Source organism: Rhizosphaericola mali, from assembly GCF_004337365.2.
Classification (GTDB): Bacteria; Bacteroidota; Bacteroidia; order Chitinophagales; family Chitinophagaceae; genus Rhizosphaericola; species Rhizosphaericola mali.
Genome location: NZ_CP044016.1, coordinates 3,926,383 through 3,950,137 on the forward strand (window position 1 = coordinate 3,926,383; position 23,755 = coordinate 3,950,137).

22 protein-coding genes, 1 tRNA gene and 1 pseudogene are annotated in these 23,755 nt (G+C 33.8%); 15 read left to right on the forward strand and 9 right to left on the reverse strand.

Features of this window, described 5'->3' with window-relative positions:
- The first annotated feature begins 1 nt into the window (after nucleotide 1).
- The 3 genes from E0W69_RS16765 to E0W69_RS16775 all read left to right on the forward strand — a co-directional run bounded on the left by E0W69_RS16765 (nucleotide 2) and on the right by E0W69_RS16775 (nucleotide 3,224).
- The gene (locus E0W69_RS16765) at nucleotides 2-1,174 is read left to right on the forward strand and encodes a TlpA disulfide reductase family protein (RefSeq protein ID WP_131331187.1); all 1,173 of its coding nucleotides are present in this window, start codon (nucleotides 2-4) and stop codon (nucleotides 1,172-1,174) included.
- Between the two features lie 30 nt (nucleotides 1,175-1,204).
- A complete protein-coding gene (locus E0W69_RS16770) occupies nucleotides 1,205-2,425 on the forward strand; it encodes a TlpA disulfide reductase family protein (RefSeq protein ID WP_191967891.1) in 1,221 nt (406 codons plus the stop codon).
- Between the two features lie 130 nt (nucleotides 2,426-2,555).
- Nucleotides 2,556-3,224, forward strand: a complete 669-nt coding sequence (locus E0W69_RS16775; RefSeq protein ID WP_131331189.1) for a DUF1287 domain-containing protein — start codon at nucleotides 2,556-2,558, stop codon at nucleotides 3,222-3,224.
- Nucleotides 3,225-3,243: 19 nt separating this feature from the next.
- On the opposite strand, the gene E0W69_RS16780 is transcribed toward E0W69_RS16775, so the two are convergent.
- The gene (locus tag E0W69_RS16780) at nucleotides 3,244-3,570 is read right to left on the reverse strand and encodes a DMT family transporter (RefSeq protein ID WP_131331190.1); all 327 of its coding nucleotides are present in this window, start codon (nucleotides 3,568-3,570) and stop codon (nucleotides 3,244-3,246) included.
- A 33-nt stretch (nucleotides 3,571-3,603) separates the two neighbouring features.
- Nucleotides 3,604-4,527: an alpha/beta hydrolase gene (locus E0W69_RS16785; protein WP_131331191.1), complete on the reverse strand. Its 924-nt coding sequence runs from the start codon at nucleotides 4,525-4,527 to the stop codon at nucleotides 3,604-3,606.
- Between the two features lie 73 nt (nucleotides 4,528-4,600).
- Here E0W69_RS16785 and E0W69_RS16790 point away from each other — a divergent pair, with 73 nt between their 5' ends.
- Entirely contained in the window at nucleotides 4,601-4,969 is a 369-nt protein-coding gene (locus E0W69_RS16790; RefSeq protein ID WP_131331192.1) for a hypothetical protein, read from the forward strand.
- A gap of 58 nt (nucleotides 4,970-5,027) precedes the next feature.
- Here E0W69_RS16790 and recA read toward each other — a convergent pair whose 3' ends face one another.
- The 4 genes from recA to E0W69_RS16810 form a co-directional block, all read right to left on the reverse strand.
- The gene (recA, locus tag E0W69_RS16795) at nucleotides 5,028-6,062 is read right to left on the reverse strand and encodes a recombinase RecA (RefSeq protein ID WP_131331193.1); all 1,035 of its coding nucleotides are present in this window, start codon (nucleotides 6,060-6,062) and stop codon (nucleotides 5,028-5,030) included.
- Nucleotides 6,063-6,148: 86 nt separating this feature from the next.
- Nucleotides 6,149-6,607, reverse strand: coding sequence for an META domain-containing protein (locus E0W69_RS16800; protein ID WP_131331194.1), 459 nt, complete (start codon nucleotides 6,605-6,607; stop codon nucleotides 6,149-6,151).
- Nucleotides 6,608-6,686: 79 nt separating this feature from the next.
- Nucleotides 6,687-7,718, reverse strand: coding sequence for an aldo/keto reductase (locus E0W69_RS16805; protein WP_131331195.1), 1,032 nt, complete (start codon nucleotides 7,716-7,718; stop codon nucleotides 6,687-6,689).
- An 83-nt stretch (nucleotides 7,719-7,801) separates the two neighbouring features.
- Entirely contained in the window at nucleotides 7,802-9,115 is a 1,314-nt protein-coding gene (locus E0W69_RS16810; RefSeq protein WP_131331196.1) for a gluconate:H+ symporter, read from the reverse strand.
- Nucleotides 9,116-9,208: 93 nt separating this feature from the next.
- Here E0W69_RS16810 and E0W69_RS16815 point away from each other — a divergent pair, with 93 nt between their 5' ends.
- On the forward strand, nucleotides 9,209-10,000 hold the full coding sequence (locus E0W69_RS16815; protein WP_131331197.1) for an amidohydrolase: 792 nt from the start codon (nucleotides 9,209-9,211) through the stop codon (nucleotides 9,998-10,000).
- On the opposite strand, the gene E0W69_RS16820 is transcribed toward E0W69_RS16815, so the two are convergent.
- Both E0W69_RS16820 and E0W69_RS16825 read right to left on the reverse strand, forming a co-directional pair.
- Nucleotides 9,993-10,514, reverse strand: coding sequence for a GNAT family N-acetyltransferase (locus E0W69_RS16820; RefSeq protein WP_131331198.1), 522 nt, complete (start codon nucleotides 10,512-10,514; stop codon nucleotides 9,993-9,995). The genes E0W69_RS16815 and E0W69_RS16820 overlap by 8 nt on opposite strands.
- A gap of 15 nt (nucleotides 10,515-10,529) precedes the next feature.
- Nucleotides 10,530-11,279: a hypothetical protein gene (locus tag E0W69_RS16825; protein WP_131331199.1), complete on the reverse strand. Its 750-nt coding sequence runs from the start codon at nucleotides 11,277-11,279 to the stop codon at nucleotides 10,530-10,532.
- Nucleotides 11,280-11,329: 50 nt separating this feature from the next.
- Here E0W69_RS16825 and E0W69_RS16830 point away from each other — a divergent pair.
- Nucleotides 11,330-12,211: pseudogene (locus tag E0W69_RS16830) on the forward strand (IS982 family transposase).
- Between the two features lie 98 nt (nucleotides 12,212-12,309).
- Here E0W69_RS16830 and rho read toward each other — a convergent pair.
- Nucleotides 12,310-14,118: a transcription termination factor Rho gene (gene rho / locus E0W69_RS16835; protein WP_131331200.1), complete on the reverse strand. Its 1,809-nt coding sequence runs from the start codon at nucleotides 14,116-14,118 to the stop codon at nucleotides 12,310-12,312.
- A gap of 352 nt (nucleotides 14,119-14,470) precedes the next feature.
- Here rho and asnS point away from each other — a divergent pair, with 352 nt between their 5' ends.
- From asnS to E0W69_RS16880, 9 genes are all read left to right on the forward strand, one after another.
- On the forward strand, nucleotides 14,471-15,910 hold the full coding sequence (asnS, locus tag E0W69_RS16840) for an asparagine--tRNA ligase (protein WP_131331201.1): 1,440 nt from the start codon (nucleotides 14,471-14,473) through the stop codon (nucleotides 15,908-15,910).
- 54 nt (nucleotides 15,911-15,964) lie between these two features.
- Complete coding sequence (locus E0W69_RS16845; RefSeq protein ID WP_131331202.1) at nucleotides 15,965-16,741, forward strand: DUF3050 domain-containing protein; 777 nt, start codon at nucleotides 15,965-15,967, stop codon at nucleotides 16,739-16,741.
- 76 nt (nucleotides 16,742-16,817) lie between these two features.
- Nucleotides 16,818-16,890: transfer RNA gene (locus E0W69_RS16850), tRNA-Phe, on the forward strand.
- 167 nt (nucleotides 16,891-17,057) lie between these two features.
- On the forward strand, nucleotides 17,058-17,453 hold the full coding sequence (locus E0W69_RS16855; RefSeq protein ID WP_131331203.1) for a (deoxy)nucleoside triphosphate pyrophosphohydrolase: 396 nt from the start codon (nucleotides 17,058-17,060) through the stop codon (nucleotides 17,451-17,453).
- On the forward strand, nucleotides 17,446-20,817 hold the full coding sequence (locus E0W69_RS16860; protein ID WP_131331204.1) for a DUF3427 domain-containing protein: 3,372 nt from the start codon (nucleotides 17,446-17,448) through the stop codon (nucleotides 20,815-20,817). The genes E0W69_RS16855 and E0W69_RS16860 overlap by 8 nt, the downstream gene beginning before the upstream one ends.
- Nucleotides 20,818-20,895: 78 nt before the next feature.
- On the forward strand, nucleotides 20,896-21,474 hold the full coding sequence (locus E0W69_RS16865) for a Crp/Fnr family transcriptional regulator (RefSeq protein ID WP_131331205.1): 579 nt from the start codon (nucleotides 20,896-20,898) through the stop codon (nucleotides 21,472-21,474).
- Nucleotides 21,475-21,587: 113 nt separating this feature from the next.
- Nucleotides 21,588-22,589 carry a VOC family protein gene (locus tag E0W69_RS16870; protein ID WP_131331207.1) on the forward strand — a complete coding sequence of 334 codons (1,002 nt, stop codon included), beginning with the start codon at nucleotides 21,588-21,590 and terminating at the stop codon, nucleotides 22,587-22,589.
- A gap of 68 nt (nucleotides 22,590-22,657) precedes the next feature.
- Nucleotides 22,658-23,101 (forward strand): nuclear transport factor 2 family protein, encoded by a 444-nt coding sequence (locus tag E0W69_RS16875; protein WP_131331209.1) that lies wholly within the window; start codon nucleotides 22,658-22,660, stop codon nucleotides 23,099-23,101.
- A 20-nt stretch (nucleotides 23,102-23,121) separates the two neighbouring features.
- Complete coding sequence (locus tag E0W69_RS16880; protein WP_131331211.1) at nucleotides 23,122-23,754, forward strand: nitroreductase family protein; 633 nt, start codon at nucleotides 23,122-23,124, stop codon at nucleotides 23,752-23,754.
- Nucleotide 23,755 lies beyond the last annotated feature (1 nt).

Below are 23,755 nucleotides of genomic sequence, written 5' to 3' on the forward strand. Positions count from 1 at the left end.
AATGAAAAAAAAATTTTTAGTTGGCTTGGCATTGCTCACTACCCTACATATATATGCACAAAAGCAACAGCAATATATTATTAATGGGAATGTGAAAGATGCTTCCAAAGTTTATTTATCCTTAAATGCGAATGGATATATGCCTACTGATAGTGTTGTAGTTCATAATGGGCATTTTTCATTTAAAGGAAGTTTAAGTTCTACTAGACAAGCGAGTCTGAAAATTGTACGTCCTAAAGGAAATGATTATTTTGACTTTTTTATAGAACCTGGCACTATTAATATTAATAGTGATGAGCAAAGTAATATATATGCAGATGGAACACCATCAAACGATTTGGCTTATAATTTTGAAAAAAAGCCAGAAGCTAGAGATTTGATTAATACAATGGCTCCTATGGTGGATTCTTTAAATAATCTATCCATGAAGTTGTCTTATATATTTGAGTCAAAAGGGGATTCTTCTCTAGAGGCTAACCAATTAAAAGATGAAATACATAAAGTTCAGAAATTACTAGGGCCATATTCAGATAAATATATAAAACTAAAGATTAAATATATTGCTGATCATCCGCAGTCTTACTATACAGCGGTCAATATTGTGAACCTATTAGAAGGACAAAGTATTTCGCGCGATAGTGCAGAAGCATTTTATAGTCATCTTGGAAAAAACATCCAAAATTCTTTTATAGGTAGACAGACATATCAATTACTTTTTAATCAAAAAACGGGAGTAGTCGGCACGGCTGGCGCCTTGTTTTCGGAAACAGGAATAGATGGCAAGACGGTTTCTTTAAAAGATTATCGTGGTAAATATGTATTACTAGATTTCTGGGCAAGTTGGTGCGGTCCATGTAGAGCTGGTAATCCAGAAATGATAAAACAATACAATCAGTATAAGTCCAAGAATTTTGAAATCATCGGCATTGCGGCAGATGACAATGAAGTGAGTAAATGGAAGGACGCTGTCAAAAAGGATAATATTGGTATTTGGAAAAATATTTTGGAAGGACGCGATAAGGCAGATCAATATGGTAACTCTAAAGATCTATGTATACTATACAATATACATTCTTTTCCTACTAAAATATTGATTGATCCTAAAGGAATGATTATTGGTCGTTATTCTGATGACACACCTCTTTATAGTCAACTCGCAGAAATATTTAAATAAAATTTTTCTTATAACTCAAACATGTTTAAAATGAACAATCGTTTTTCTTGTAAATATTTGAATGTCATATTTACTAGTATTTTTATTTCAGTAATTTTTACACAGGTAGATGCACAAAAAGCGTTTACATACCATTTATCGGGAACATTTCCTGACATAAAAAAAGCTTATATTGATCACACTGGACCACAAGGATGGAAAACCGATAGTGTTTTCTTAAAGGATGGAAAATTCGAATTTACGGATACGGCAAGGGAGGTAAGTGTTGCCTCAGTCGAATTGTTAAGAAGGGATGATGGACGAATTTTCAATGGTGGATCTATCCAGTTTAATGTTTTTCAAGAGCCAGGAAATATTTCATTAAGTTATTATGATCATAACAAAGAGGTAAGCGTAACGGGCACACCTAATAATGATATTAGTACAAAATTTAATAAAGGAAATGAGGACTATGAAAATGCAATCCGACCTATTTATGATTCCTTAAATACATATCATTATAAAGCGTTTCTGTTGAGAAAAGATACTATAAATAACAATGCAGATTCTATTGCTTATTTCGAAAAAGAAGCGAGACATTATGATAGTTTGGCTCATCCATGGACATTGAAATTTTATCATAGTTTGATGAATGCCATTTATGCGAATCCTAAAAGCTATTTCACAGCTCATTATACAAAGGGATGGATAGATGAAATTTCGCAAGATTCAGTGAAAGAAATATATAACAATTTAGGACCAGAAATACAGAATAGTACAATGGGTAAAGACATATTAAATTCACTAAATAGTTCTAATGTTGCTACAACGGGAACAAAAGCACCCTTGTTTGAAGATGACGCAGATATAAATGGGAAAAAACTTGCTTTAGCTGACTATAAAGGCAAATATGTATTATTAGATTTTTGGGCAAGTTGGTGTAGTCCTTGTCGAGAAGGGAATCCTCATATGATAGAACAATATAATAAATACCATTCTAAAGGTCTAGAAATTATAGGTATATCCGATGATGATAATAATATTGGTGCTTGGAAAAATGCCGTAAAAAAAGACAATATAGGCATTTGGAAACATATCCTAAGAAGAGCTGGCAAAATGGATGCAAAGGGCAATGACAAAGACGTATCAAAATTATATAATGTAAGTGCTTACCCAACAAAAATTCTCATTGATCCCAATGGAATAATCGTTGATAGGTTTATGGATGATAAAAAATTAGATAATCAACTAGAAAGTATATTTTCAAAATAAATTTGATTTTTCTTAAAAACAAAAGGCACTGAAAGAATTTCAGTGCCTTTTGTTTTAGGATTATAATAACAATTCCAACTATGGAAAATAAGCAGTATATACATCCCATTCAGTAAAAAAATTTACGATTATGCATATTCTGCTGCTTACACCATTGATTTTTACAAATTTTTTAGGATGCTACAATAGCAAAGAATCAACATCATTAAAAGATAAATTTTATTATGAAGCACCAAAAAATTCCAGTCAAATAAATGATGAATTAGATTCCTCCGATTTCTATTATCGGTTAAGTGCCTCCGCTGTCAAATTAACGTTTCATCATGTATCCTATGATGCTAATTATTTCTCTATTTCTTATCCCAATGGAGATATACCAAAAGATAAAGGCGTATGTTGTGATGTAATCATCAGAGCATATCGAGCCGTTGGGATTGATTTACAAAAGTTAGTGCATGAAGATATGAAAAAACATTTTTCGGAATATCCGCGACTATGGGGTCTAAAACATACCGATACGAATATTGACCATAGAAGAGTGCCTAACCTAATGTGTTATTTTAATAGAAAAAATGCATCAGTAAGCATTTCTAATAAAGCGAACGACTACCATTATGGAGATATAGTTACATGGGATCTTGGTAATGGACAGACACATATTGGTATAGTCTCACATTTGAAAAATGCGGAAAAAAGTCGTCCATTAATAGTTCATAATATTGGTAGTGGTCAGATCTTATCTGATTGTTTATTTCAGTTTAAAATTATTGGGCATTATAGGTATAAAATTAGTGTTTAGTGTGCTATAAGAAAATACATTAATGCGAAACCGCTTTTAATCCTATAATAGAACCAATCAAAGTCATGATAAAAAACATTCTCCAAAATGTTGTGGGTTCCTTAAATACAAAAATTCCAATAACCACAGTACCGACAGCTCCAATTCCAGTCCATACAGCATAGGCAGTTCCGATCGGTAATGTCTCAATTGCCTTCATCATCAATAACATACTGGAGATTAATGACACCAAAAATCCTATATACCACAAATACATTTCTGTTCCTATGGTAGATTTCGCCTTACCTAAACATGTGGCAAATGCAACCTCAAATAACCCTGCAATAATTAATAATATCCAATTCATAGTTTCGCATTTAAATTGGGAAAGATACTACAACTAAATTTTTTTTATTATCCATTGTATGAGTTTCTTATTTTCTACAATACTCCATGAGTGTGGGTGACGTAAATGATTGGGATTTCTAAAACCTTTTTCTGTAGTCAAAATTAATCGCGCATCTTTATTTCCTAGTAATTGTAATTCATTGATACATGCCGAACCGTCAATAATATTCAACGATGCAACATCCATATTTCTATTTTTCATCCACCAATAGATATCAGGTTCAGAATATATTCTTATAGGAATTTTAGTCAATGGTTTAATAGCTTTTTGAGTTGTATCGCTCATCGAATAAGGAGATAAATCTTGATAACTTATTCGTTTGGATGTAGGTGTTCCGCCTGTCAATTTTTCTAACTTTTTTATCATGTAATGATTTTCTGTATTTGCAATTTTGTTTGTGGAGATTCGAGTAGATCGTTTGGCGGCATTGTAAAATCTTTCAAAATCTAGTGGAGGATCAATTGCAAAAACAGCACGCGGTTTTATCGTTGCAGTTTCCGCATATTTGATTGCGGTACTACCTCCAATTGAAAAGCCTCCAATAATTAATTTTAATGGTGAGATATGATATTTTACTAAAACGGAATCAATTATATTGTTCAAATAGTTTTGACTTATGCGATCCACACCAAATGAATACACGCCATCTTGCAAGATGGGAATGATCGTTAATAGCTGATTTTGAGCAGCAAGTTTGGGTAAATTTGTTTGCAATAAAACATACTCAGGAGTCTCTCCAAATTCTGGCATTAAAATTAAGATGCCATTAAATTTCTTTTCACTTGGTACGATTGCACAATAATATAGCGTCGAACTATCCTTAGGTCTTAAATATACCTTTTCAATCTTTTGACTTTTCACTGGTTTAGTAAAAAATGTAAGAAAACAGGTAAATATTGCGCTAATCAATTTCATAGATGAATGTAGAATAAAATTTAACAAAATTATCCTGTGAGCATTTATTAACTTTAAGGTAAAATTATATGCTATGAAATTTACATTTACTTTAATGGCAATTTTCTTCTTTCACTTCGCTCATTCACAAGCGAATCCAACAATTAAAATAACCGTGGATAGTTTGAATCAAAGGGTCAAAGAATTAAAATGTAATGCTGGTGTGATTGACCAAGATCAATCTGCAATTATAGCTATTTTGGAAAATATTAAAAAGGAAAATTTGCAAGGTTATGAAACGTATTGGATAAATACAAATACTAAAGAAGTATATAAAAATCCCAACATAAATATACTCTCGAGTCCAAATGCGATAAAATTCATCAATAAAATGTATCCCTCTGATTCAAATACAGACTCTTCCAAACAAAAAGGCATCCTCATTTTATTCGCCAAAAATTAGAAACAAAAACGCAACTCAAATGAGTTGCGTCCATTAAAATTACTATAAACTATAAAAACTAATCCTCTTCAATTGCGCCGATAGATTCATCCGCAGGTAAAACAGTGCCATTTAATTTTACTCGGATTTTACCTTCGATTTCTGTAGCTAATTCAGGATTGTCCATGATAAGCTGTTTTACCGCTTCACGTCCCTGTCCTAATTTGTTTGTGTCGTAACTAAACCAACTACCGCTTTTTTGAACAATTCCTAATTCAACACCCATATCAATAATTTCACCGACTTTGCTGATCCCTTGTCCATAGACGATATCAAATTCAGAACTTCTAAATGGAGGTGCAACTTTATTTTTTACAACTTTTACTTTTACACGGTTACCGACAACGGTATCACCATCTTTAATCTGTGCAGCACGACGTATATCCAAACGAACAGAGGCATAGAATTTCAATGCGTTACCACCCGTTGTAGTTTCTGGATTACCAAACATAACACCAATTTTCTCTCTCAATTGATTGATGAAAATACAGATGGTATTTGTTTTACTAATTGTAGCTGTCAATTTACGCAAAGCTTGGCTCATCAATCTTGCTTGCAAGCCCATTTTGCTATCACCCATTTCACCTTCCAATTCCCCTTTAGGAACCAAAGCCGCCACAGAGTCAATTACCACAACATCCAAAGCTCCAGAAAGAATCAAACGGTCGGCAATTTCCAATGCTTGCTCACCATAATCTGGTTGAGAAATCAACAAATTATCGACATCAACACCTAATTTTTTTGCATAGATACTATCAAATGCATGCTCAGCATCGACGATCGCACACATGCCACCTTTCTTTTGCGCCTCTGCAATCACGTGCGTAGCCAAAGTCGTTTTACCAGAAGATTCTGGTCCATATATTTCAATAATTCTTCCTTTAGGTAAACCACCTACACCGAGAGCAGTATCCAAACCAATAGAGCCAGTAGAGATTACTTCAATTTCAGTATGTGCTTTTTCATTCATCATCATCACACTTCCTTTACCAAAATCTTTATCTATTTTATCCATTGTCAGCTTGAGGGCTTTCAATTTATCTGCATTGCTCATTTTTATATCTATTTATTCTTTCTAAAATGTAAAAGTAATATATTCTATTCAAAAAACTAATATTATTAGTATTTTGCTAAATTATTTTACTGTCTGATGAATCGCATCATATTTACGGATCCCATCTTGAACCAAAGGGTATCTTTTTCCAGTTTATAATTACTCACCTTTTCAATAATATTTAAGAAAACCTGTTCGCCTTTACCGCCATCCATACAAGCCATTAGCGTTGTTGCTAATGGTTTAAAATGTAAGCTATCGCCCTTTATTGCATATATACCATTAAATGTATTACATCCCGTATTTCCAGTAACAATAGACTTAGTAGTATCAAAATTAATTGTCGGAATTTTATTGGGATACAGCCCTTCGAAAGTTATTCTTGGACCACTGATATAATTCAATTTCCATGTACTGCCTCCGATCGGTGCAGCAGCTGGCACAACAACAGTTTTTTCTGTGGGTTTAATTACCTTATTGATTTGTGCACAAGAAATTAGCAAAATGGAAGTGCAGATAGTAAATGTGCTATATATTTTTTTCATGTTGATACATTGACTCAATTATCAATGTGTCAAATATAAAGAAAGCGAAGACGAATCTTCGCTTTCATATCTAAATGAATTAATAAAATTTGGGCGTTGGGTTAAGTTTTGTATTATGACGTTGATGCCAATAGGGATAAATTGGCGGACGTTCACTCGCTTTATCTAAACGTTGGATCTGATCAACAGAAAGATTCCAACCCACGGCACCAAGGTTTTGTTTTAATTGTTCTTCATTTCTTGCCCCGATGATAATACTAGATACTGTTGGCCTTTGCAATAACCAATTTAGAGAAACTTGCGCAACTGATTTACCTGTCTCTTCTGCAATTTGATACAATAAATCAATTAGGTCAAAAAATTGATCTTCTGGATATATTGGACCTTCTCCTCCACCTTGAGCAACACGACTGTCTTGGGGTTTTGGGTTTTCACGCGTATATTTTCCTCCTAATCTGCCGGCGGACAAAGGACTCCAAATTACAGAACCTACTTTTTGATCCTCGCCGACAGGCATTAATTCCCATTCTAATTCACGTGAAAGCAAAGAATAATGTACTTGATGCGCTGCGTATTTGGACCAACCATATTTTTCACTGATACCCAATGATTTCATCAAATGCCAACCTGAAAAATTGGAACAACCGATATATCTCACTTTTCCGCTGGTAACAATATCATCCAACGTACGTAATGTCTCTTCTACCCTTGTGGTTCCATCAAATCCATGTAAATAATACACATCCACATAATCTGTTCCTAATCTTTTCAAACTATTATCGATAGATTTAAGTAAATGAAGACGTGTAGAACCGTAATCATTTGCTCCATTTCCAAATGGGAACGTCGCTTTTGTTGCTAATAACAATTGATCTCTTTTTCCTACTATTGCTTTACCTAAAATTTCTTCGGATAAACCATCAGAATATACATCTGCAGTATCAAAAAAATTGACACCTGCATCCAAACATAAATCCACCATTTTCGTTGCTTCTGCTACATCAGTGGAGCCCCAAGCTTTGAAAAAATCATTTCCACCACCAAATGTCGCTGTACCAAAACTTAACACAGGTACTTTCAATCCAGAATCGCCTAATTGTCTATATTCCATAACTATATGATTTTTTATAATTCAAAACTAACATGAATCTTGAGTTACTATGTTGTATATTTCCATTATTTACTTGTAAAATATTAACTCACAAATACACTTAATATTAAAATAAATATAATACCTAAAAGACCTATCAAGGACTCCATCATCGTCCATGAGCGGAATGTATCTTTAATTGACAAGCCTACATATTCTTTAAACATCCAAAAACCTGTATCGTTCAAATGCGAGCACATTAAACTACCAGCACCTATAGATAACACCATTAATTCTGGTGAAACATGTGACACTTGTAACATCGGTGCAACAATACCTGCAGCCGTCAATCCCGCAATCGTTGCCGAGCCTATAGCGATTCTAATGACAGTAGCGATCAACCAACCCAATATTAATGGAGAAACTGGCAAATCTTTTAAATAACCGACAATTGTCTTATCAATTCCGGTTGTGGCAAATATTTCCTTCATCGCACCTCCTGCCGCAATAATGAGCAAAATTGAAGCAATTGCTTGCAAACCACTACCAGCATAATTCATCAACAGACTGATTTTATTTTTTTGCAAAATACCCAATGTCAATATGGAAAAAAGTACGGAAATCAACATCGCATTGCCGGCATCTCCAACAAATTGAAAGAAATGAATAATACTCGGTGAAAAATCACTTTTGTTATTAAAAATTACAGATAAAGTCATCAAAATAACTGGACAAAGCGCCGTCAAAAAACTTATGCCAAAGCCTGGCAATTTTTCTTCCGGTAAATCCTTAGAATCAAACAATCCTTTTGGAGGATTAGCTGGAATATGTTTCAAAAATTTTGGAAATATTAATCCAACGACTCCTAAAGTGGGCATTGCAACTATCAATCCATACAATAAAGTCTTTCCTATGGGAGCATTGAATATTACCGCAATGGTTGTAGGACCTGGATGGGGCGGTAAAAAACCATGCGTAACAGACAACGGTGCCGCCATGGAAATAACCAATGGTGTTAATGGTAAATCTAATTGATGTACCATGGTAAATACCAATGGGATTAAAACAATAAAACCTGCATTGTAAAATAGTGCGATCCCAACCACCAAACTCGTAATTACAATAGCGACATTCGCATATTTTTTCCCAAATATTTTTATCAATCCACTACTGATTCTTTGTGTAGCACCAGTTTCTGTCAAAATACTTCCCAACATTACTCCACATCCCAATACCAAAATCAATGGTCCAATCGTATCTCCAATTCCCTTTGTAATGGTCAGCTGTATAGCGCTCAATGACATCCCATCAGCGACTCCAATACCTATGGCAGTAATCAGTAAGGCGAGAAATGGATGTAACTTAATAACTGTAATCAAAACAAGAAGAGTGAGGATAGAAACGAGAAAAAGAACCATTTAAAAATATTTTAAAGTAAAATTTATGTAATTGTTACTCAATTAATTTTTGAAACAACAATTTGGCATTAAATTTATGACTAAATTCGGAATATGGCAGATCTACACATTACGACTATTCAATCGGATTTAGTATGGGAAAACAAAAAAGCCAATCTTTCTAATTTTGAGAACAAATTTCAGCTTTTAGAATCTGGTGTACACGTTGTGATTTTACCAGAAATGTTTTCTACTGGATTTAGTATGGCTCCCGAACGTTTGGCAGAACCTATCTCAGGTCCAACCGTTGCTTGGATGGAAAAAATGGCGGCAAAATATAAAATTATTATCGCCGGCAGTATCATGATCGAAGAAAATGGACAATATTTTAACCGTTTGATCTGGATGCAGCCTAACAAAGTGCATTTTCATTATGACAAAAGGCATTTATTTGGATATGGTAAAGAGGATAAACATTACACTCCTGGTAATAAACGAGTGATCGTTTCTGTAAATGGCTGGCGTATATTATTGCAAGTATGTTACGATCTTAGATTTCCTGTTTGGGCAAGACAAGGCTCTGAGACTAAAGGATCATTTGAATACGATGCCATTTTGTATGTCGCTAATTGGCCAGAAAAAAGAAGATTGGCTTGGACGACTTTATTGCAAGCAAGAGCAATTGAAAATCAAAGCTATGTCATCGGCGTCAATCGTATAGGCGATGACGGTAATCATATTTATCACTCAGGAGATAGCCGGATCATCGACCCATTAGGAACGATTTATTATCAGGCAGAAAATCAAGAAGAAATGAAGAAATTCGTATTAGAGAAGGAAAAATTAGACGCAATTAGAAGCCGATTTCCTTTTGCAAAAGATGCAGACGATTTTCAAATTAGATAAAATCGTCTTTTTTGATTTGATAAATAAAATTGAAAGAAGGATTTTCACCGAAATAGGCAATTTGTTCTTCTTTCAATTTTATGCCTCCAATTCTTTCCACTGCTTTTTGAGAGCGAAAATTCGTTGCACCTACATGCAGATATACTTTGTCCACATATTGAAATATATAATCTAACATCAATTTTTTCACTTTAGAATTGATGCCCTTGCCCCAGCAATCTCTTTTATAAAAAGTATAACCAATTAAAATAGAATTTTCAATTGCATCAAAATCATAATAGCGCGAACTGCCAATTATTGTATTTGTCTCCGTATCAATAATGGCAAATGCGCCTTTACTTTGAATAGCTCCATCAAAGAATGATTGAAAAACTTCTCGTTTGTATCGGTCTTTATTGGGATGTTGCTCCCAAACGAGAGGATCAGAAGCCGCCAAATATAATTCTTCGAAATCATCTATTTCCAAAGGACGAAGTAAAATTTTATCTATTTGTAATGTCGGTTGTAGATTCATTGTTTAAGTAATTCTTTAGGAACGCTTACCAATAACCAATCCTAGTGTACCACCAATTTGGGGCGTCCCATTTTTTAAAAAAATGATCAATTTTGCCTCACCAGATTGCGTAACCTTTCTCTGATACGTCGAAAAAAGACGATTGATATCTGAAACAAATGTAGAAGATAAAATAATTGATTTAATCTTTTCTGAATGATTTAATTCGCTTAGTTTTCTATTAAATTTTTTCTGATAGATGGAATCCAATTCCGCATAAAGACCATTTATTAATGCAAGATTTACGTCTATATATTGTAATGAATCAAATGATTGTTTTGTAGCAATTTTACGCGTTAGAAAAGTAATGTCTTGAAAAAAGTCATTATAGTTTAATTGACTTATTTTTGATTCAATGCCATTATTAATTGGCTTATCCATTCCGATTACTGCGGAATTATTGGCAACTAGACCAATAGGTTTGTTTATATTCCACATTATATTTTTTATATGGGAAAGATTTTCTTTGGGAGCAATCGTTTTATAGTTCACAATAGAAGTATCTCCATGAATAATTATTCCATAATTCACTACATCCAGGAATTTTTCATGGAGATTACTTTCTATTTCACATAAGGTCGTATCGCTCTCATTTTGTACATTATTATTTGAATTATGACAATTGCAATGCAATAAAAGGATTTGTATCCAGCCCAATCGGAACAAAAATCTCATAGAAATAACCCGTTGTGCATTTAGGGAAAAATCAAGAAAAAGATGGTTCATTTTTCAACAAAAGGTTGTATATTTAATTGATTATCATTATATTAAATACAATGAACCATCTCATTCAAAACTACGAAATAATTCTTAAAACCTTAGCGTCTTTTCCAATCAACTACCAGCCCTATTTGCAGATTCGCCATCCTAAACTATCGAATATGGAATGCATCGCATTAGCATTAACGGCAGAGTTTATGAGTATAGACTCTGAAAATCCATTGTTTAGGATGTTAAAAGGCACAATTTTAGAGTTTAAAATTGATAGATCCGTATTCAATAGAAGAAGAAAGATGTTATTTGCTTTGACAGAACAAGTCTGCCAGCACATTGCGGGTGTACTCAATGACGGTGAGTGTTTTTTTGTTGTAGACAGTATGCCCTTGAATATTTGCAAAATGTCGAGGGTTGGTCGTTCAACGATTTGCAAAGAAGAATTCGAAACTGCTCTATCCAAAGGTTTCTGAGCTTCACAGAATCGTTGGTTTTACGGATACAAGATCCATTCTATCATTTCTGCCGGCAGTGTAGTACAACATTTTGATATGACTTGTGGTGCGGTACATGATGTTCATTTTTTGAAGGATGTACAAGCAGAAATGCAAGACTGTACTATCATTGGTGACAAAGGATACATTACTAATACTCAACAACTGGATCTGTTTAGACAGGTGAACATTCAGTTGGAAGTACCCATGAGAACCAACCAACACAACTATAATACTCAGCCGCATATCATCAGAAAAACTAGGAAAAGAATCGAAACTTTTTTCTCTCAACAATGTGGACAGTTTATGATTCAAAGAAATTTCGCTAAATCTTTTAATGGATTCAAAACTAGAATACTGAACAAAATAACCGCCACTACTATCATACAATTCTTAAACAAAACCGTTTTTAAGCGAAATCTAAACAATCTAAAAATTAATATTACCTAAATGCACAATGGGTAGAAATAATAAATTTTTACAATAGTAAAATAACAAAAAAGGTGATGCAATTGCATCACCTTTTCCATAATATCCAAAAATACATCTTATCCGTTCATACTAGCCAAAAACTCTTCGTTATTTTTGGTTCCGCGCATTTTACGTAAAAGATCATTCATGGCTTCTTCAGTTTTCATATCACTTAAATAAACGCGTAAAACATTCATTCTAGTCAATACTTCACGGTCTAACAATAAATCATCTCTACGAGTAGAAGAGGAAACTAAATCAATTGCTGGATAGATACGTTTATTAGCCAAACGACGATCCAAAGCTAATTCCATATTACCAGTTCCTTTGAATTCTTCGAAGATCACTTCGTCCATTTTAGAACCAGTATCAATTAATGCAGTAGCTAAAATCGTTAATGAACCACCATTTTCAATCTTACGCGCTGCGCCAAAGAATTGTTTAGGTTTTTGCATCGCATTGGCTTCCACACCACCTGATAATACTTTACCAGAAGCTGGAGCTACAGTGTTGTGTGCACGTGCCAAACGTGTAATACTATCCAAAAGGATAACAACATCATGACCACATTCCACCAAACGTTTTGCTTTTTGTAAAGCAATCGCAGACACTTTAACATGCTTATCTGCAGGCTCGTCAAATGTAGAAGCAATTACTTCTGCTTTTACGCTACGTTCCATATCGGTAACTTCCTCTGGACGTTCATCGATCAACACCACCATCAAATAACATTCTGGATGATTGGTAGCGATTGCATTTGCAACTTCTTTTAACAAAACGGTCTTACCTACTTTTGGCTGTGCAACGATCAATCCACGTTGGCCTTTACCGATTGGGGTAAATAAATCCATAATTCTCGTACTGTATTGTGTAGGAGAGGTTGCTAGATTTAATTTTTCAAATGGGAACAATGGAGTCAAATAGTCAAATGGTACGCGGTCACGTACTTCATCTGGACGTTTGCCATTAATCTGTTCCACTTTTAATAATGCAAAATATTTTTCACCATCTTTGGGAGGACGTACACTTCCGTAAACGGTATCACCCGTTTTCAAACCAAACAATTTGATCTGAGATGGAGATACGTATACATCATCTGGAGAGGATAAATAATTATAATCAGAAGATCTTAAAAATCCATAACCGTCAGGCATCATTTCCAAAACACCTTCACCTAAAATAGATCCTTCAAATTCTTGATTGAAAGCAACTTCTTTTTTGGTTAGTGGTTTAGGTTGTTGTCTTACAATCTCTTGTGGTGCAACTTCCTCTTGGATATCTTCTTCTTCTTCCTCATCATCAAAAAAAGAACCGTTTGCCAAGTCAAAATTTTCACCTTCTAAAGGATCTCCTTTAATATCCATAGAATCGTCTTTCAACAAATCCATAAATGCTTGAGGTATGGTTGGAAGTTCACTATCAGGAATAAGCCCTTCTAAGATTTCTTCATTTTCTTCGTTTGTATTTTCTGGTTCAGGATTAACATTTACTATTTCACTTTCCTCAACATGATCATCTGATTTTTTCCTTTTAACCAATTTGCGAGGTCTTAATTTAGGTGTATCAGCTTTCGCATCGGCCTCAGGATCGTCCGTTTTTTCAATTTCAATAGGCTCTTCAACTTCTACATCTACCGGCTCTGCAACAATTTCTGTTGTTTTAGCAGTCGCTTTCGCTTTAGTTGTCCTTTTCTTTTTGGTAGGCGTAGTAGATTCGGTCTCTACGTTTGGTTTTTTTTCACTAGCCATAACAGCTTGTTTGTCTAAAATTTTATAAATTAATTCTTGCTTGTCAGCACCTTTGACTTCGTCTTTTAGTTCCATTTGCGCTGCGAGCTTTCTTAACTCGGTCACACGCATACTGTTTAACTGTAGTATATCGTACATAAAGAAATGTGGTAATGAAATTGGGCTATCGAATAACTAGCCAATTACTTAAAATTTAAAAAAATTATAAATAAAAAGAAGAAATAAATATTAGTTGAAATTGAATGATAAGAAAACGATAAAGCATCAAATGCTGCTGGCTAGGCATTAGGAATGCAAGTTTTCCTCGTGCAATAGTACATCTTTTTATTTATTTCGTATATTTTTTTTGAAAAAATCTTTAAACGTTTAACAGTTACGGTGTTATTTTGCGATTTACAATTTAGTCAACATTTGTTTAAAGATATGCAAACAAATTAATTTATATCTTTGTCGACCTTAAAAATATCATTTTTTCCGAAAATATTTAAAAATGTTCAACAAGCGGACCAAAATCAAGGCGCTTCTAGAGTTGGCGCCTAGCGAGACACAAGAGTATACAGTAATGGGATGGGTACGTACCTTCCGTAATAATCAGTTTGTAGCGTTAAATGACGGAAGTACGATCAATAATCTACAAGTTGTCGTGCCGCTTGGGTTGGTAGATGATGCTTTATTGAAAAGAATCACGACTGGCGCATCTATCAAAGCACAAGGAAAATTGGTTGCCTCTCTTGGAAAAGGTCAAAAAGTAGAATTAAATGCTACGACCATCGAAATATTAGGAGATTCTGATCCTGAAAAATATCCATTGCAACCCAAAAAACACAGCTTGGAATTTTTGAGAGAGATCGCACATTTAAGATTTAGAACGCAAACATTCAGCTCCGTATTTAGGATTAGACATGCCTTGGCATTTGCAGTTCATCAATTTTTTAATGAAAAAGGATTTGTGTATTTGCATACACCAATCGTTACGTCAAGTGATGCGGAAGGTGCTGGCGAAATGTTTAGAGTAACCACTTTGCCTTTAGAAAATGCTCCTAAAAAGGAAGATGGCAGCATTGATTATACACAAGATTTCTTTGGAAAAAGTACTAATCTGACGGTAAGTGGTCAATTGGAAGGTGAATTGGGTGCCACTGCATTAGGTGAAATTTATACATTCGGACCAACATTTAGAGCGGAAAATTCTAATACAACAAGACATCTTGCTGAATTTTGGATGATTGAACCAGAAATGGCATTCAATGATATTTATGACAATATGGATTTGGCGGAAGAGTTTATCCAATATTTGATTAAATATGTAATGGAACACAATGCAGATGATCTTGCGTTTTTGGATAATCGATTGAAAGAAGAGGAAAAATCTCTTCCAATGGATAAACGAAATGAATTTGGATTGATTGAAAAATTACAGATCGTTTTGAATAATAAATTTGAAAGAATCACCTATACGGAAGCGATTGAAATATTGTTAGCGTCTCCTGCATACAAAAAGAAGAAATTCAAATACGATGTAAGTTGGGGTATTGATCTTCAAAGTGAACACGAACGTTATTTGGTGGAAAAACATTTCAAAAAACCTGTCATCGTAACCGGTTATCCGAAAGACATCAAAGCATTTTATATGCGTCAAAATGATGATGGAAAAACCGTTGCAGCGATGGACATTCTTGCTCCAGGCATCGGTGAGATCGTTGGAGGTTCTCAACGTGAAGAAAGATTGGATCTTTTGTTAGCAAGAATGGCTGAGGTAGGAATTCCTTCGCACGAAATGGAATTCTATTTGGATACACGCAGATTTGGTAGCGTACCACATAGTGGATTTGGTTTAGGATTTGAAAGAATGGTATTGTTTGTCACAGGTATGACCAATATACGCGACGTGATTCCATTTGCCCGCACACCAAAAAATTGTGAATTTTAATCATATTCAATATTACGGAGGATACACAATCCTCCGTTTTTAATTTACATCAAGATGGAAAAAATAGAAACACATTTGGATCAATTGGACATTGCCCTACAACCAATTAAACAAAAATTGATCGATCATCCTCTTTATCATAAGATTCAAAGCCTCGAAGCATTGCGATTATTTACAGAATATCATGTGTATGCGGTTTGGGATTTTATGAGTTTGCTTAAATCTTTACAACTTGCATTGACTTGTACAAGTTTGCCTTGGTATCCAGTGGGAGATCCTACAACACGTTATTTGATTAATGAGATTGTAACTGGGGAAGAAAGTGATGTGGACGAACATGGAAATAGATGTAGCCATTTTGAATTATATTTGGATGCAATGCATGAAATGGGAAGTCAAACTACCTCCATTGAAAATTTCGTACAAAACGCTATCGCAAATAATAATATATTGGAAGTTATTGAAAAAAGTGAATTACCACAATTTGTAAAAGACTTCTTACAATTCACATTTGATGTGGTTTTAAATGCTTCATTGCATATCAAAGCTGCTGTATTTACATTCGGGCGAGAAGATCTAATTCCTGATATGTTCATCAGTATCGTACGTGAATTATCCTCTACCAATCCTGAAAAATTATCCATTTTCAAATATTATCTAGAACGACATATCGAAGTAGACGGGGACGAACATAGTATTTTGGGCAAGCAAATGGTCGAACGCCTTTGCGGAGAAGATGAGAAAAAATGGGATGAAGCGATTGAAATGAGTATTAAATCTTTAGAAATGCGCAATCATCTTTGGAATGGCATAGCAGAATTGATAGGCTAAAATTATTTTTCAGTTTTTTACTTAAAAATTTTGTTAAGTAAAAAACTGCTCCTATATTTGCAGCCCATTCAGGAATGGTGCGGTAGCTCAGTAGGTAGAGCAAAGGACTGAAAATCCTTGTGTCGACGGTTCGATCCCGCCTCGCACCACAAAGAGATAACAAATAATAATCAATTAGTTATCTCTTTTTTTATTTCCAATATTCTCCTTAAAATGTTTCTTTTCTTAGCCAATTATACCAAAATTTCTATTTAACCCTAATATTTTTATACATTTGAGTTACTAGATTATTCGATAATTAGAACTATACAAATTCATGAAAAAAGTAGAGGTAGTGGCTGCAATAATAAAATATAGTGAAGAAATATTCTGTGTGCAAAGACCCCAAAACAAACTAGCCTACATTTCTGAAAAATATGAATTTCCTGGAGGTAAAATTGAATTAGGTGAAACTAAAGAAGATGCTCTATTACGCGAATTAAAGGAGGAATTAAATTTAGAACCAAAAATTAAATCTTTCTTTTTAACTGTTGTGCATCCGTACCCCGATTTTGAGTTAACCATGCATAGTTTTATATGTGAAGTATCCTCCAAAGAAATTATATTAAATGAACACATTGATGCGAAATGGTTAACTGTTGATCAGCTTGATAGTTTGGACTGGGCTGCAGCAGACTTTCCTATCGTTAAGAAATTGATGGCAAATGGATAATTTAAGAAAAGTTTTTACAGATAGTATCCACACAGGCTTTATAGATAAAGAAATATTATCTGACCTTGCCTATCAACCGGAATTGTTGGTCAACCAAAAGCAACCACCCAAAAAAGTACTCACAACAATCATAAAGGAGTTAGAGCATTGTTCAGAATTTTTAATATCCGTCGCATTTGTAACCACAGGTGGAGTCTCTACCATCATTAATACCTTACAAAAATTAGCAGCTCAAGGAATTAAGGGAAAGGTCCTAGTGTCTCAGTATCTAAATTTTACTCAACCAGAAGCATTAAAAAGATTACTTCAATTTCAAAATATTGATTTACGCATTACTACAATTGGTAACGCACATGCTAAAGGTTATATTTTTAAAAATAACAGACATTATAACCTGATCGTTGGCAGTAGCAATCTTACAGATACCGCTTTGAGTTCCAATAAAGAATGGAACATGAAAGTTTCTGCCCTTGACAATAGTGATTTGGTTCATAAAGTATTAAAAGAGTTCTATGCAGATTTTGAGAAAGCAACCATAGTTTCTCCTCAATATCTACAACAATATGAGGAAATTTATCAGAAGCAATTAATTTTAAACAAAAAATTATCTTCGGAGTTTACCCCTGAAAATGAAACACATTTTAAGCCAAACTTAATGCAAACTGAGGCATTGTCTAATCTTCAAGCTTTGCGTGAAAGAGGACAGAAAAGGGCGTTAATCATTTCCGCTACGGGAACAGGTAAAACATTTTTGTCCGCTTTTGATGCGAAAAATTTTAATCCTCGAAAATTATTATTTGTAGTCCATAGGTTGACGATAGCTAAAAGCGCTATGAAAACATTTAAACATGTTTTCGGCAAGACCAAAACGATGGGATTGTATTCTGGAAATCAGCAAGATTTTGAGGCCGATTTTATCTTTGCAACTGTTCAGACTATTTCCAAACAAAACCATTTGAATTTATTTTCGAAAGCGCATTTCGACTATATAATTATAGATGAAACCCACCGATCTGCGGCAGACACTTATCTGAAAATATTGGAGTATTTCACGCCCAATTTTTTGTTAGGAATGACTGCAACTCCAGAAAGATCAGACGGCATAGACATTTTTAAATTATTTGATTACAATATCGCCTACGAGATAAGATTGAGTCGGGCCATGGAAGAAGAAATGCTAAGTACATTTCACTACTTTGGACTGACAGACATTCAAATAGGTCAAACAACCATTGATAGAAAATCTGATTTTAACCTGCTTGTTTCAAAAGAGAGAGTAGATCATATAATAGAAAGATCCAAATTTTATGGTAGTGACAATGGCATAACGAGAGGGCTTATTTTTTGTTCTCGCAAAGATGAAGCTATTGAGTTATCTAAACTATTTAATAAGAAAGGATTAAATACAATTGCATTGACAGGAGATAGTTCTGATCACGAAAGATCGCAGGCAATTGATCTTTTAGAATCTGATAATCTATCTGAAAAAATAGATTTTATCTTCACCGTCGATATATTTAATGAAGGTGTTGATATTCCCAAGGTTAACCAAGTCATTATGTTGCGTCCAACAGAATCGGCTATAATCTTTATACAACAATTGGGACGTGGCTTACGTAAAATTGAAGGGAAAGGATACCTCACGGTAATTGATTTTATCGGCAACTACGAAAATAATTATCTCATTCCTATTGCCTTATTTGGCGATACTTCTTACAATAAGGATACATTAAGAAAGCTGATTAATGATGGTAGTCTTATGATTCCTGGCGCATCAACTATTAATTTTGATGAGATAACGAAAGAGAGAATTTTTCAATCTATCGACGCTGCAAACATGCAATTATATGCAGATTTAAAGAAAGACTATAATGCACTTAAATATAGATTAGGAAGAGTTCCTATGATGATGGATTTTTTGGAAAATGCAAGCAGGGATCCATTTTTATTTGTAGAATATTCCAGATCATACTATAATTTCGTATGTAAAATTGAAAACAAAAATGATCCAAATTTAACGGACCAAGAAATTAAATTATTAGAATTATTTTCAAAGGAGATTAATAACTCCAAACGGGTAGATGAAAGCATTATCTTGGAACTATTAATCGAAAATAAAGAACTTTCTGTCGAAAAATTTAAAAATATCATCAAGAAAAAATATGGATATTCCGTATCAGATCAAACTATAAATTCTTGTTTGATTAATTTGAATTTCGAATTTGTCAGAGAGAATAAAGAAATTGTCTGTGTCATTGATAACAGTTTTTTATTTTCTAATTCATTTATGCAAAGTTTAGAAAATGACGTTTTTAAAAGATACTTACTAGATTCGACAAAATGTGCTATAAAAATATTTGATAAAATTTATAGTTTTAATAAATATAAAGACGGAATTATTTTATATAATAAATATAGTAGAAAAGATATTTGTAGATTATTAAATTGGGACAAGGACATTAGCAGCACTATATATGGTTATAGGACGAATATGGAAGTAACTCCATGTTTTGTAACTTACCATAAATCAAAAGATATTGATGATTCTATTAATTATAATGATCACTTTATAAATCCGTCAACTTTTGCTTGGGAGTCAAGATCTAATAGAAGAATAGATAGCAATGAAATTAAGGCAGTCATAAATTCAAAGAGAATTTTATTATTTGTAAAAAAAGAAAATGGGGAAGGTTCTGATTTTTATTTTCTAGGGAACGTAAAAATTAATCTTGAATCCATTAGGCAACAAACAATGAAAGAGACTTTAAAACCTGTAGTCCATTTTCAATTTTTATTAGAATCTTCGGTTCCCGATAATCTATATAATTATATTACTAATAGCCAAGAAATTCTGTCAACGGAGAATAAATTAGATCAAATTGAAAAAAATGAAATTCCTCGACTTGACCCTATAGAAAAATCTCCGACTATTCCACTATTCAATTTTTATGCAGCAGCAGGCTCCTTTAGTGAGTTACAGTCCGATAATGAATTTACTTCATTAGATGCTCCAAACAACATACACAATACTAACGATTATTTTGCTTGCCGAATACGAGGAGAATCCATGAATCGTGTTATCCCAAATGGCTCAATCTGTTTATTCAAAAAATATACAGGTGGCAGCAGAAATGGGAAAATTGTTTTAGTTGAAAATGTAGATATCCAAGATCCGGATTTTCATTCCGCATTTACCATCAAAACATACGCCAGCGAAAAAATCGTAACAGAAGAAGGATGGACACATACTTCCATTAGATTAAGGCCTAATTCCTATGATGGCACTTACTCAGATATTATAATCGATGAGGAAAATGGCCAAAATATGAAAGTGGTAGGTGAGTTCGTAACCATTCTACAATAATGAACAATTTATCAGGAATCAATAATAACGTACTTACAACTGAAATTTTCTAATTTTACACTCTAATTATCACGCTGAATGGTTGAGTTTTTCATAAATTACCTAAAAGATAAAATAGATCTTTCTGAGGAGGAAGTACAGATAATAGTATCTGTATGCAAACAAAAAAAACTTCGGAAAAAACAATTTCTATGTCAGGAAGGTGAGATTTGGCACTATAACGCTTTTATTTGTCGCGGATTGGTTAAGACATTTTCTATATCCGAAAACGGCATCGAGCATATCATCAATTTCGCACCAGAAAATTATTGGACGGGAGATCGTGAAAGTTTACTCAACGGAACTCCAACTCATTTAAATATTGATGCCATTGAACCGACTGAAGTAATTTTAATAGAAAAATTGGATTTTGAAAAAATCTGCACACAAATACCGCAACTCAACCAATTAGTAAATAAAATTATACAGAAAAGTTTTATCGTTGCGCAAAGCCGCATTTTGGCTAATATTAGTTTTACTGCAGAAGAAAAATACCAAAATTTTCTCCAAAAATATCCACATATTGTCAATCGAATTCCACAACACATGATTGCTGCATTCATTGGAGTAACACCAGAAACACTTACAAGACTTCGTAGATCTACACTGCATAAATAATTAAACACCATTTTCCATTGACATTTGTTTGCTTTTTTTTCAAGCTTTTGTCAATGGAAGATAGCTGTTGAATGTCGGAATTTTGCTTCATCAAACATTGAAAAAATAAGAAGATGAGCAATTTAAAAAATCCAATCAGGTCAATCTCTTTAGTTATTAGTTTATTACTTTCTATAGTAGGAACTACTGTATTTGGCCAAAACAAAGTAGGTATACTTGGCGTAGATCATATTGGTATGAACGTACCCAATATGCGTCAAGCCGTTACTTTTTTCACTGACGTACTAGGGTTTTCAGCAGTTACAACGATTGGTCCAGTCCCATTAGACGATCAATGGAAAAAGACAAATCATATCCAACCTAGTACAGGTCCCGTAACGATTAAGATGATAAAAGCGGGTACAGGAGCCAATATCGAACTATTTGAATATAGTGATAACAAAGGAAATAACAAGCAATCGGGTGGTGATGATATTAGCGCCAGTCATATAGCTTTTTACACAAGCAACATCGACCAGAGTGTGGCCGATCTTAAAAGCAAAGGCGTTCAGTTTTTGGGGGATCCATTTTTAATGCCTTCTGGCGATACAGAAGGAGAACGTTGGGTATATTTTCTATCACCATGGGGCAGCAAGATGGAATTAGTTTCTTATCCAAAAGGAAAAGGATACGAGAAGAACAGTCCTAGTACAATTTTATGGTCACCTAAGGACTATGTAGATAAATCAAATGAAAAAAATAACCAGCAACCTCTTACAGATACAGCAATTCGATCCTTAGTAGAAAAACATTTAGCTATTTGGAATGAAAGAAATACTCAAAAAAGAACTTCTCTCATGGCGCAAGTATATGCTGATAATATTGAAATGGTCGATAGTCACTTTATTGCCAATGGACAAAAGGAAATCAATGGTTTTGTAAATGATTTACAAGAAAAAAGTCCAACAGCAAGATTTACACATATCAAAGCTATTAATGTGAATCATAATGTTGCGAGATTATTTTGGCAAAATGGCACACCTGAGCATCCAGATGCAGTTACTGGAATGGATTTATTTGTATTCGAAAATGGAAAAGTCGTTCGTTTATATGTATTCGTTGACGAAAAGAAATAATACGCAAAATCTATAGTCCCCAAGCACTACAAATTATATTCAAAAATCAAATATTAAAATCAAATATTATGAATGCAAAAGTAATCAATCAAAATTCAGAAAATGAAATGCTTATTCGCGAACTTTATAGAGTTGCGGAAGTGCAAGATTCTAAAGGCTTTGTAAACCTTTTCACTGAAGATGGATATTTCTGGGACGTTTCCGCCGGCGTAAAATACTATGGGGAAGATATTGGCAAAACTGTGGATATTTATGCTACTGCATTTCCAGATATGCATAGAGAATTGTATGATATATACGTTTTGGAAAATGAAAATACAGTTATAGTTGAGCTTTCCTTAAATGGAACGCACAAGGGACCGTTGCAGCTTGCTTCTGGAAAAATAGAACCAACAGGTAAAACTATGAAAACACCTTGTTGTGATGTTTTTAAAATAGAAAATGGAAAAGTAAAATCTTTTCATTGTTACACTGCAGCAACTATTTTGATGGGACAATTGGGATTATTGTAGATATATTTTAAATAGTATTTATGGAAAATATTTCAGACCTTCTTCATTGGAGATATGCTACAAAAAGAATGACAGGAGCGAAAATTCCTGATGAAAAAATTAGTAGAGTTTTGGATGCTGCTCATCTTGCGCCTTCTGGTATAGGCTTACAACCGTACGAAATCATTGTAATCTCAGATCCCGAAGTCAAAAAGAAAATACTACCGATAGCGATGAATCAAACACAGATAATAGAATCTTCTCACCTCTTAGTGTTTGCAGTTTGGGACGAATATACAAATGAAAGAATCGATAAGGTATTTGACTATCTCATTTTACAACAAAAGAAAAATATGGATGCCTATTCTTCCCAAAGAAATTTTGCTAAATCTTATTTCGGAAAAATGAGTTTGGAAGAAAACTTTCATCATGCGGCGAAACAAGCAAATATAGCACTCGGACTTTCTATAGTTGCCGCCGCTTATGAAAAAATAGATTCGACACCAATGGAAGGGTTTGATCCTGTTGCACTTGATGAGTTTTTGAATCTTTCGGCTAAAGGTTTGAGAAGTTCTATGTTGTTGGCTTTAGGTTATAGAGATCCTATAAATGACTGGAATCTTAAACTAGAAAAAGTGCGAAAACCAATGGAGGAATTTGTAACATATTTATAAT

What these genes read in the sequence shown, in the direction of transcription:
- E0W69_RS16765 (WP_131331187.1), top strand. Translation starts at nt 2, where the DNA reads ATGAAAAAAAAATTTTTAGTTGGCTTGGCATTGCTCACTACCCTACAT.
- E0W69_RS16770 (WP_191967891.1), top strand. Translation starts at nt 1,205, where the DNA reads ATGAACAATCGTTTTTCTTGTAAATATTTGAATGTCATATTTACTAGT.
- E0W69_RS16775 (WP_131331189.1), top strand. Translation starts at nt 2,556, where the DNA reads ATGCATATTCTGCTGCTTACACCATTGATTTTTACAAATTTTTTAGGA.
- E0W69_RS16780 (WP_131331190.1), bottom strand. Translation starts at nt 3,570, where the DNA reads ATGAATTGGATATTATTAATTATTGCAGGGTTATTTGAGGTTGCATTT.
- E0W69_RS16785 (WP_131331191.1), bottom strand. Translation starts at nt 4,527, where the DNA reads ATGAAATTGATTAGCGCAATATTTACCTGTTTTCTTACATTTTTTACT.
- E0W69_RS16790 (WP_131331192.1), top strand. Translation starts at nt 4,601, where the DNA reads ATGAAATTTACATTTACTTTAATGGCAATTTTCTTCTTTCACTTCGCT.
- recA (WP_131331193.1), bottom strand. Translation starts at nt 6,062, where the DNA reads ATGAGCAATGCAGATAAATTGAAAGCCCTCAAGCTGACAATGGATAAA.
- E0W69_RS16800 (WP_131331194.1), bottom strand. Translation starts at nt 6,607, where the DNA reads ATGAAAAAAATATATAGCACATTTACTATCTGCACTTCCATTTTGCTA.
- E0W69_RS16805 (WP_131331195.1), bottom strand. Translation starts at nt 7,718, where the DNA reads ATGGAATATAGACAATTAGGCGATTCTGGATTGAAAGTACCTGTGTTA.
- E0W69_RS16810 (WP_131331196.1), bottom strand. Translation starts at nt 9,115, where the DNA reads ATGGTTCTTTTTCTCGTTTCTATCCTCACTCTTCTTGTTTTGATTACA.
- E0W69_RS16815 (WP_131331197.1), top strand. Translation starts at nt 9,209, where the DNA reads ATGGCAGATCTACACATTACGACTATTCAATCGGATTTAGTATGGGAA.
- E0W69_RS16820 (WP_131331198.1), bottom strand. Translation starts at nt 10,514, where the DNA reads ATGAATCTACAACCGACATTACAAATAGATAAAATTTTACTTCGTCCT.
- E0W69_RS16825 (WP_131331199.1), bottom strand. Translation starts at nt 11,279, where the DNA reads ATGAACCATCTTTTTCTTGATTTTTCCCTAAATGCACAACGGGTTATT.
- rho (WP_131331200.1), bottom strand. Translation starts at nt 14,118, where the DNA reads ATGTACGATATACTACAGTTAAACAGTATGCGTGTGACCGAGTTAAGA.
- asnS (WP_131331201.1), top strand. Translation starts at nt 14,471, where the DNA reads ATGTTCAACAAGCGGACCAAAATCAAGGCGCTTCTAGAGTTGGCGCCT.
- E0W69_RS16845 (WP_131331202.1), top strand. Translation starts at nt 15,965, where the DNA reads ATGGAAAAAATAGAAACACATTTGGATCAATTGGACATTGCCCTACAA.
- E0W69_RS16855 (WP_131331203.1), top strand. Translation starts at nt 17,058, where the DNA reads ATGAAAAAAGTAGAGGTAGTGGCTGCAATAATAAAATATAGTGAAGAA.
- E0W69_RS16860 (WP_131331204.1), top strand. Translation starts at nt 17,446, where the DNA reads ATGGATAATTTAAGAAAAGTTTTTACAGATAGTATCCACACAGGCTTT.
- E0W69_RS16865 (WP_131331205.1), top strand. Translation starts at nt 20,896, where the DNA reads ATGGTTGAGTTTTTCATAAATTACCTAAAAGATAAAATAGATCTTTCT.
- E0W69_RS16870 (WP_131331207.1), top strand. Translation starts at nt 21,588, where the DNA reads ATGAGCAATTTAAAAAATCCAATCAGGTCAATCTCTTTAGTTATTAGT.
- E0W69_RS16875 (WP_131331209.1), top strand. Translation starts at nt 22,658, where the DNA reads ATGAATGCAAAAGTAATCAATCAAAATTCAGAAAATGAAATGCTTATT.
- E0W69_RS16880 (WP_131331211.1), top strand. Translation starts at nt 23,122, where the DNA reads ATGGAAAATATTTCAGACCTTCTTCATTGGAGATATGCTACAAAAAGA.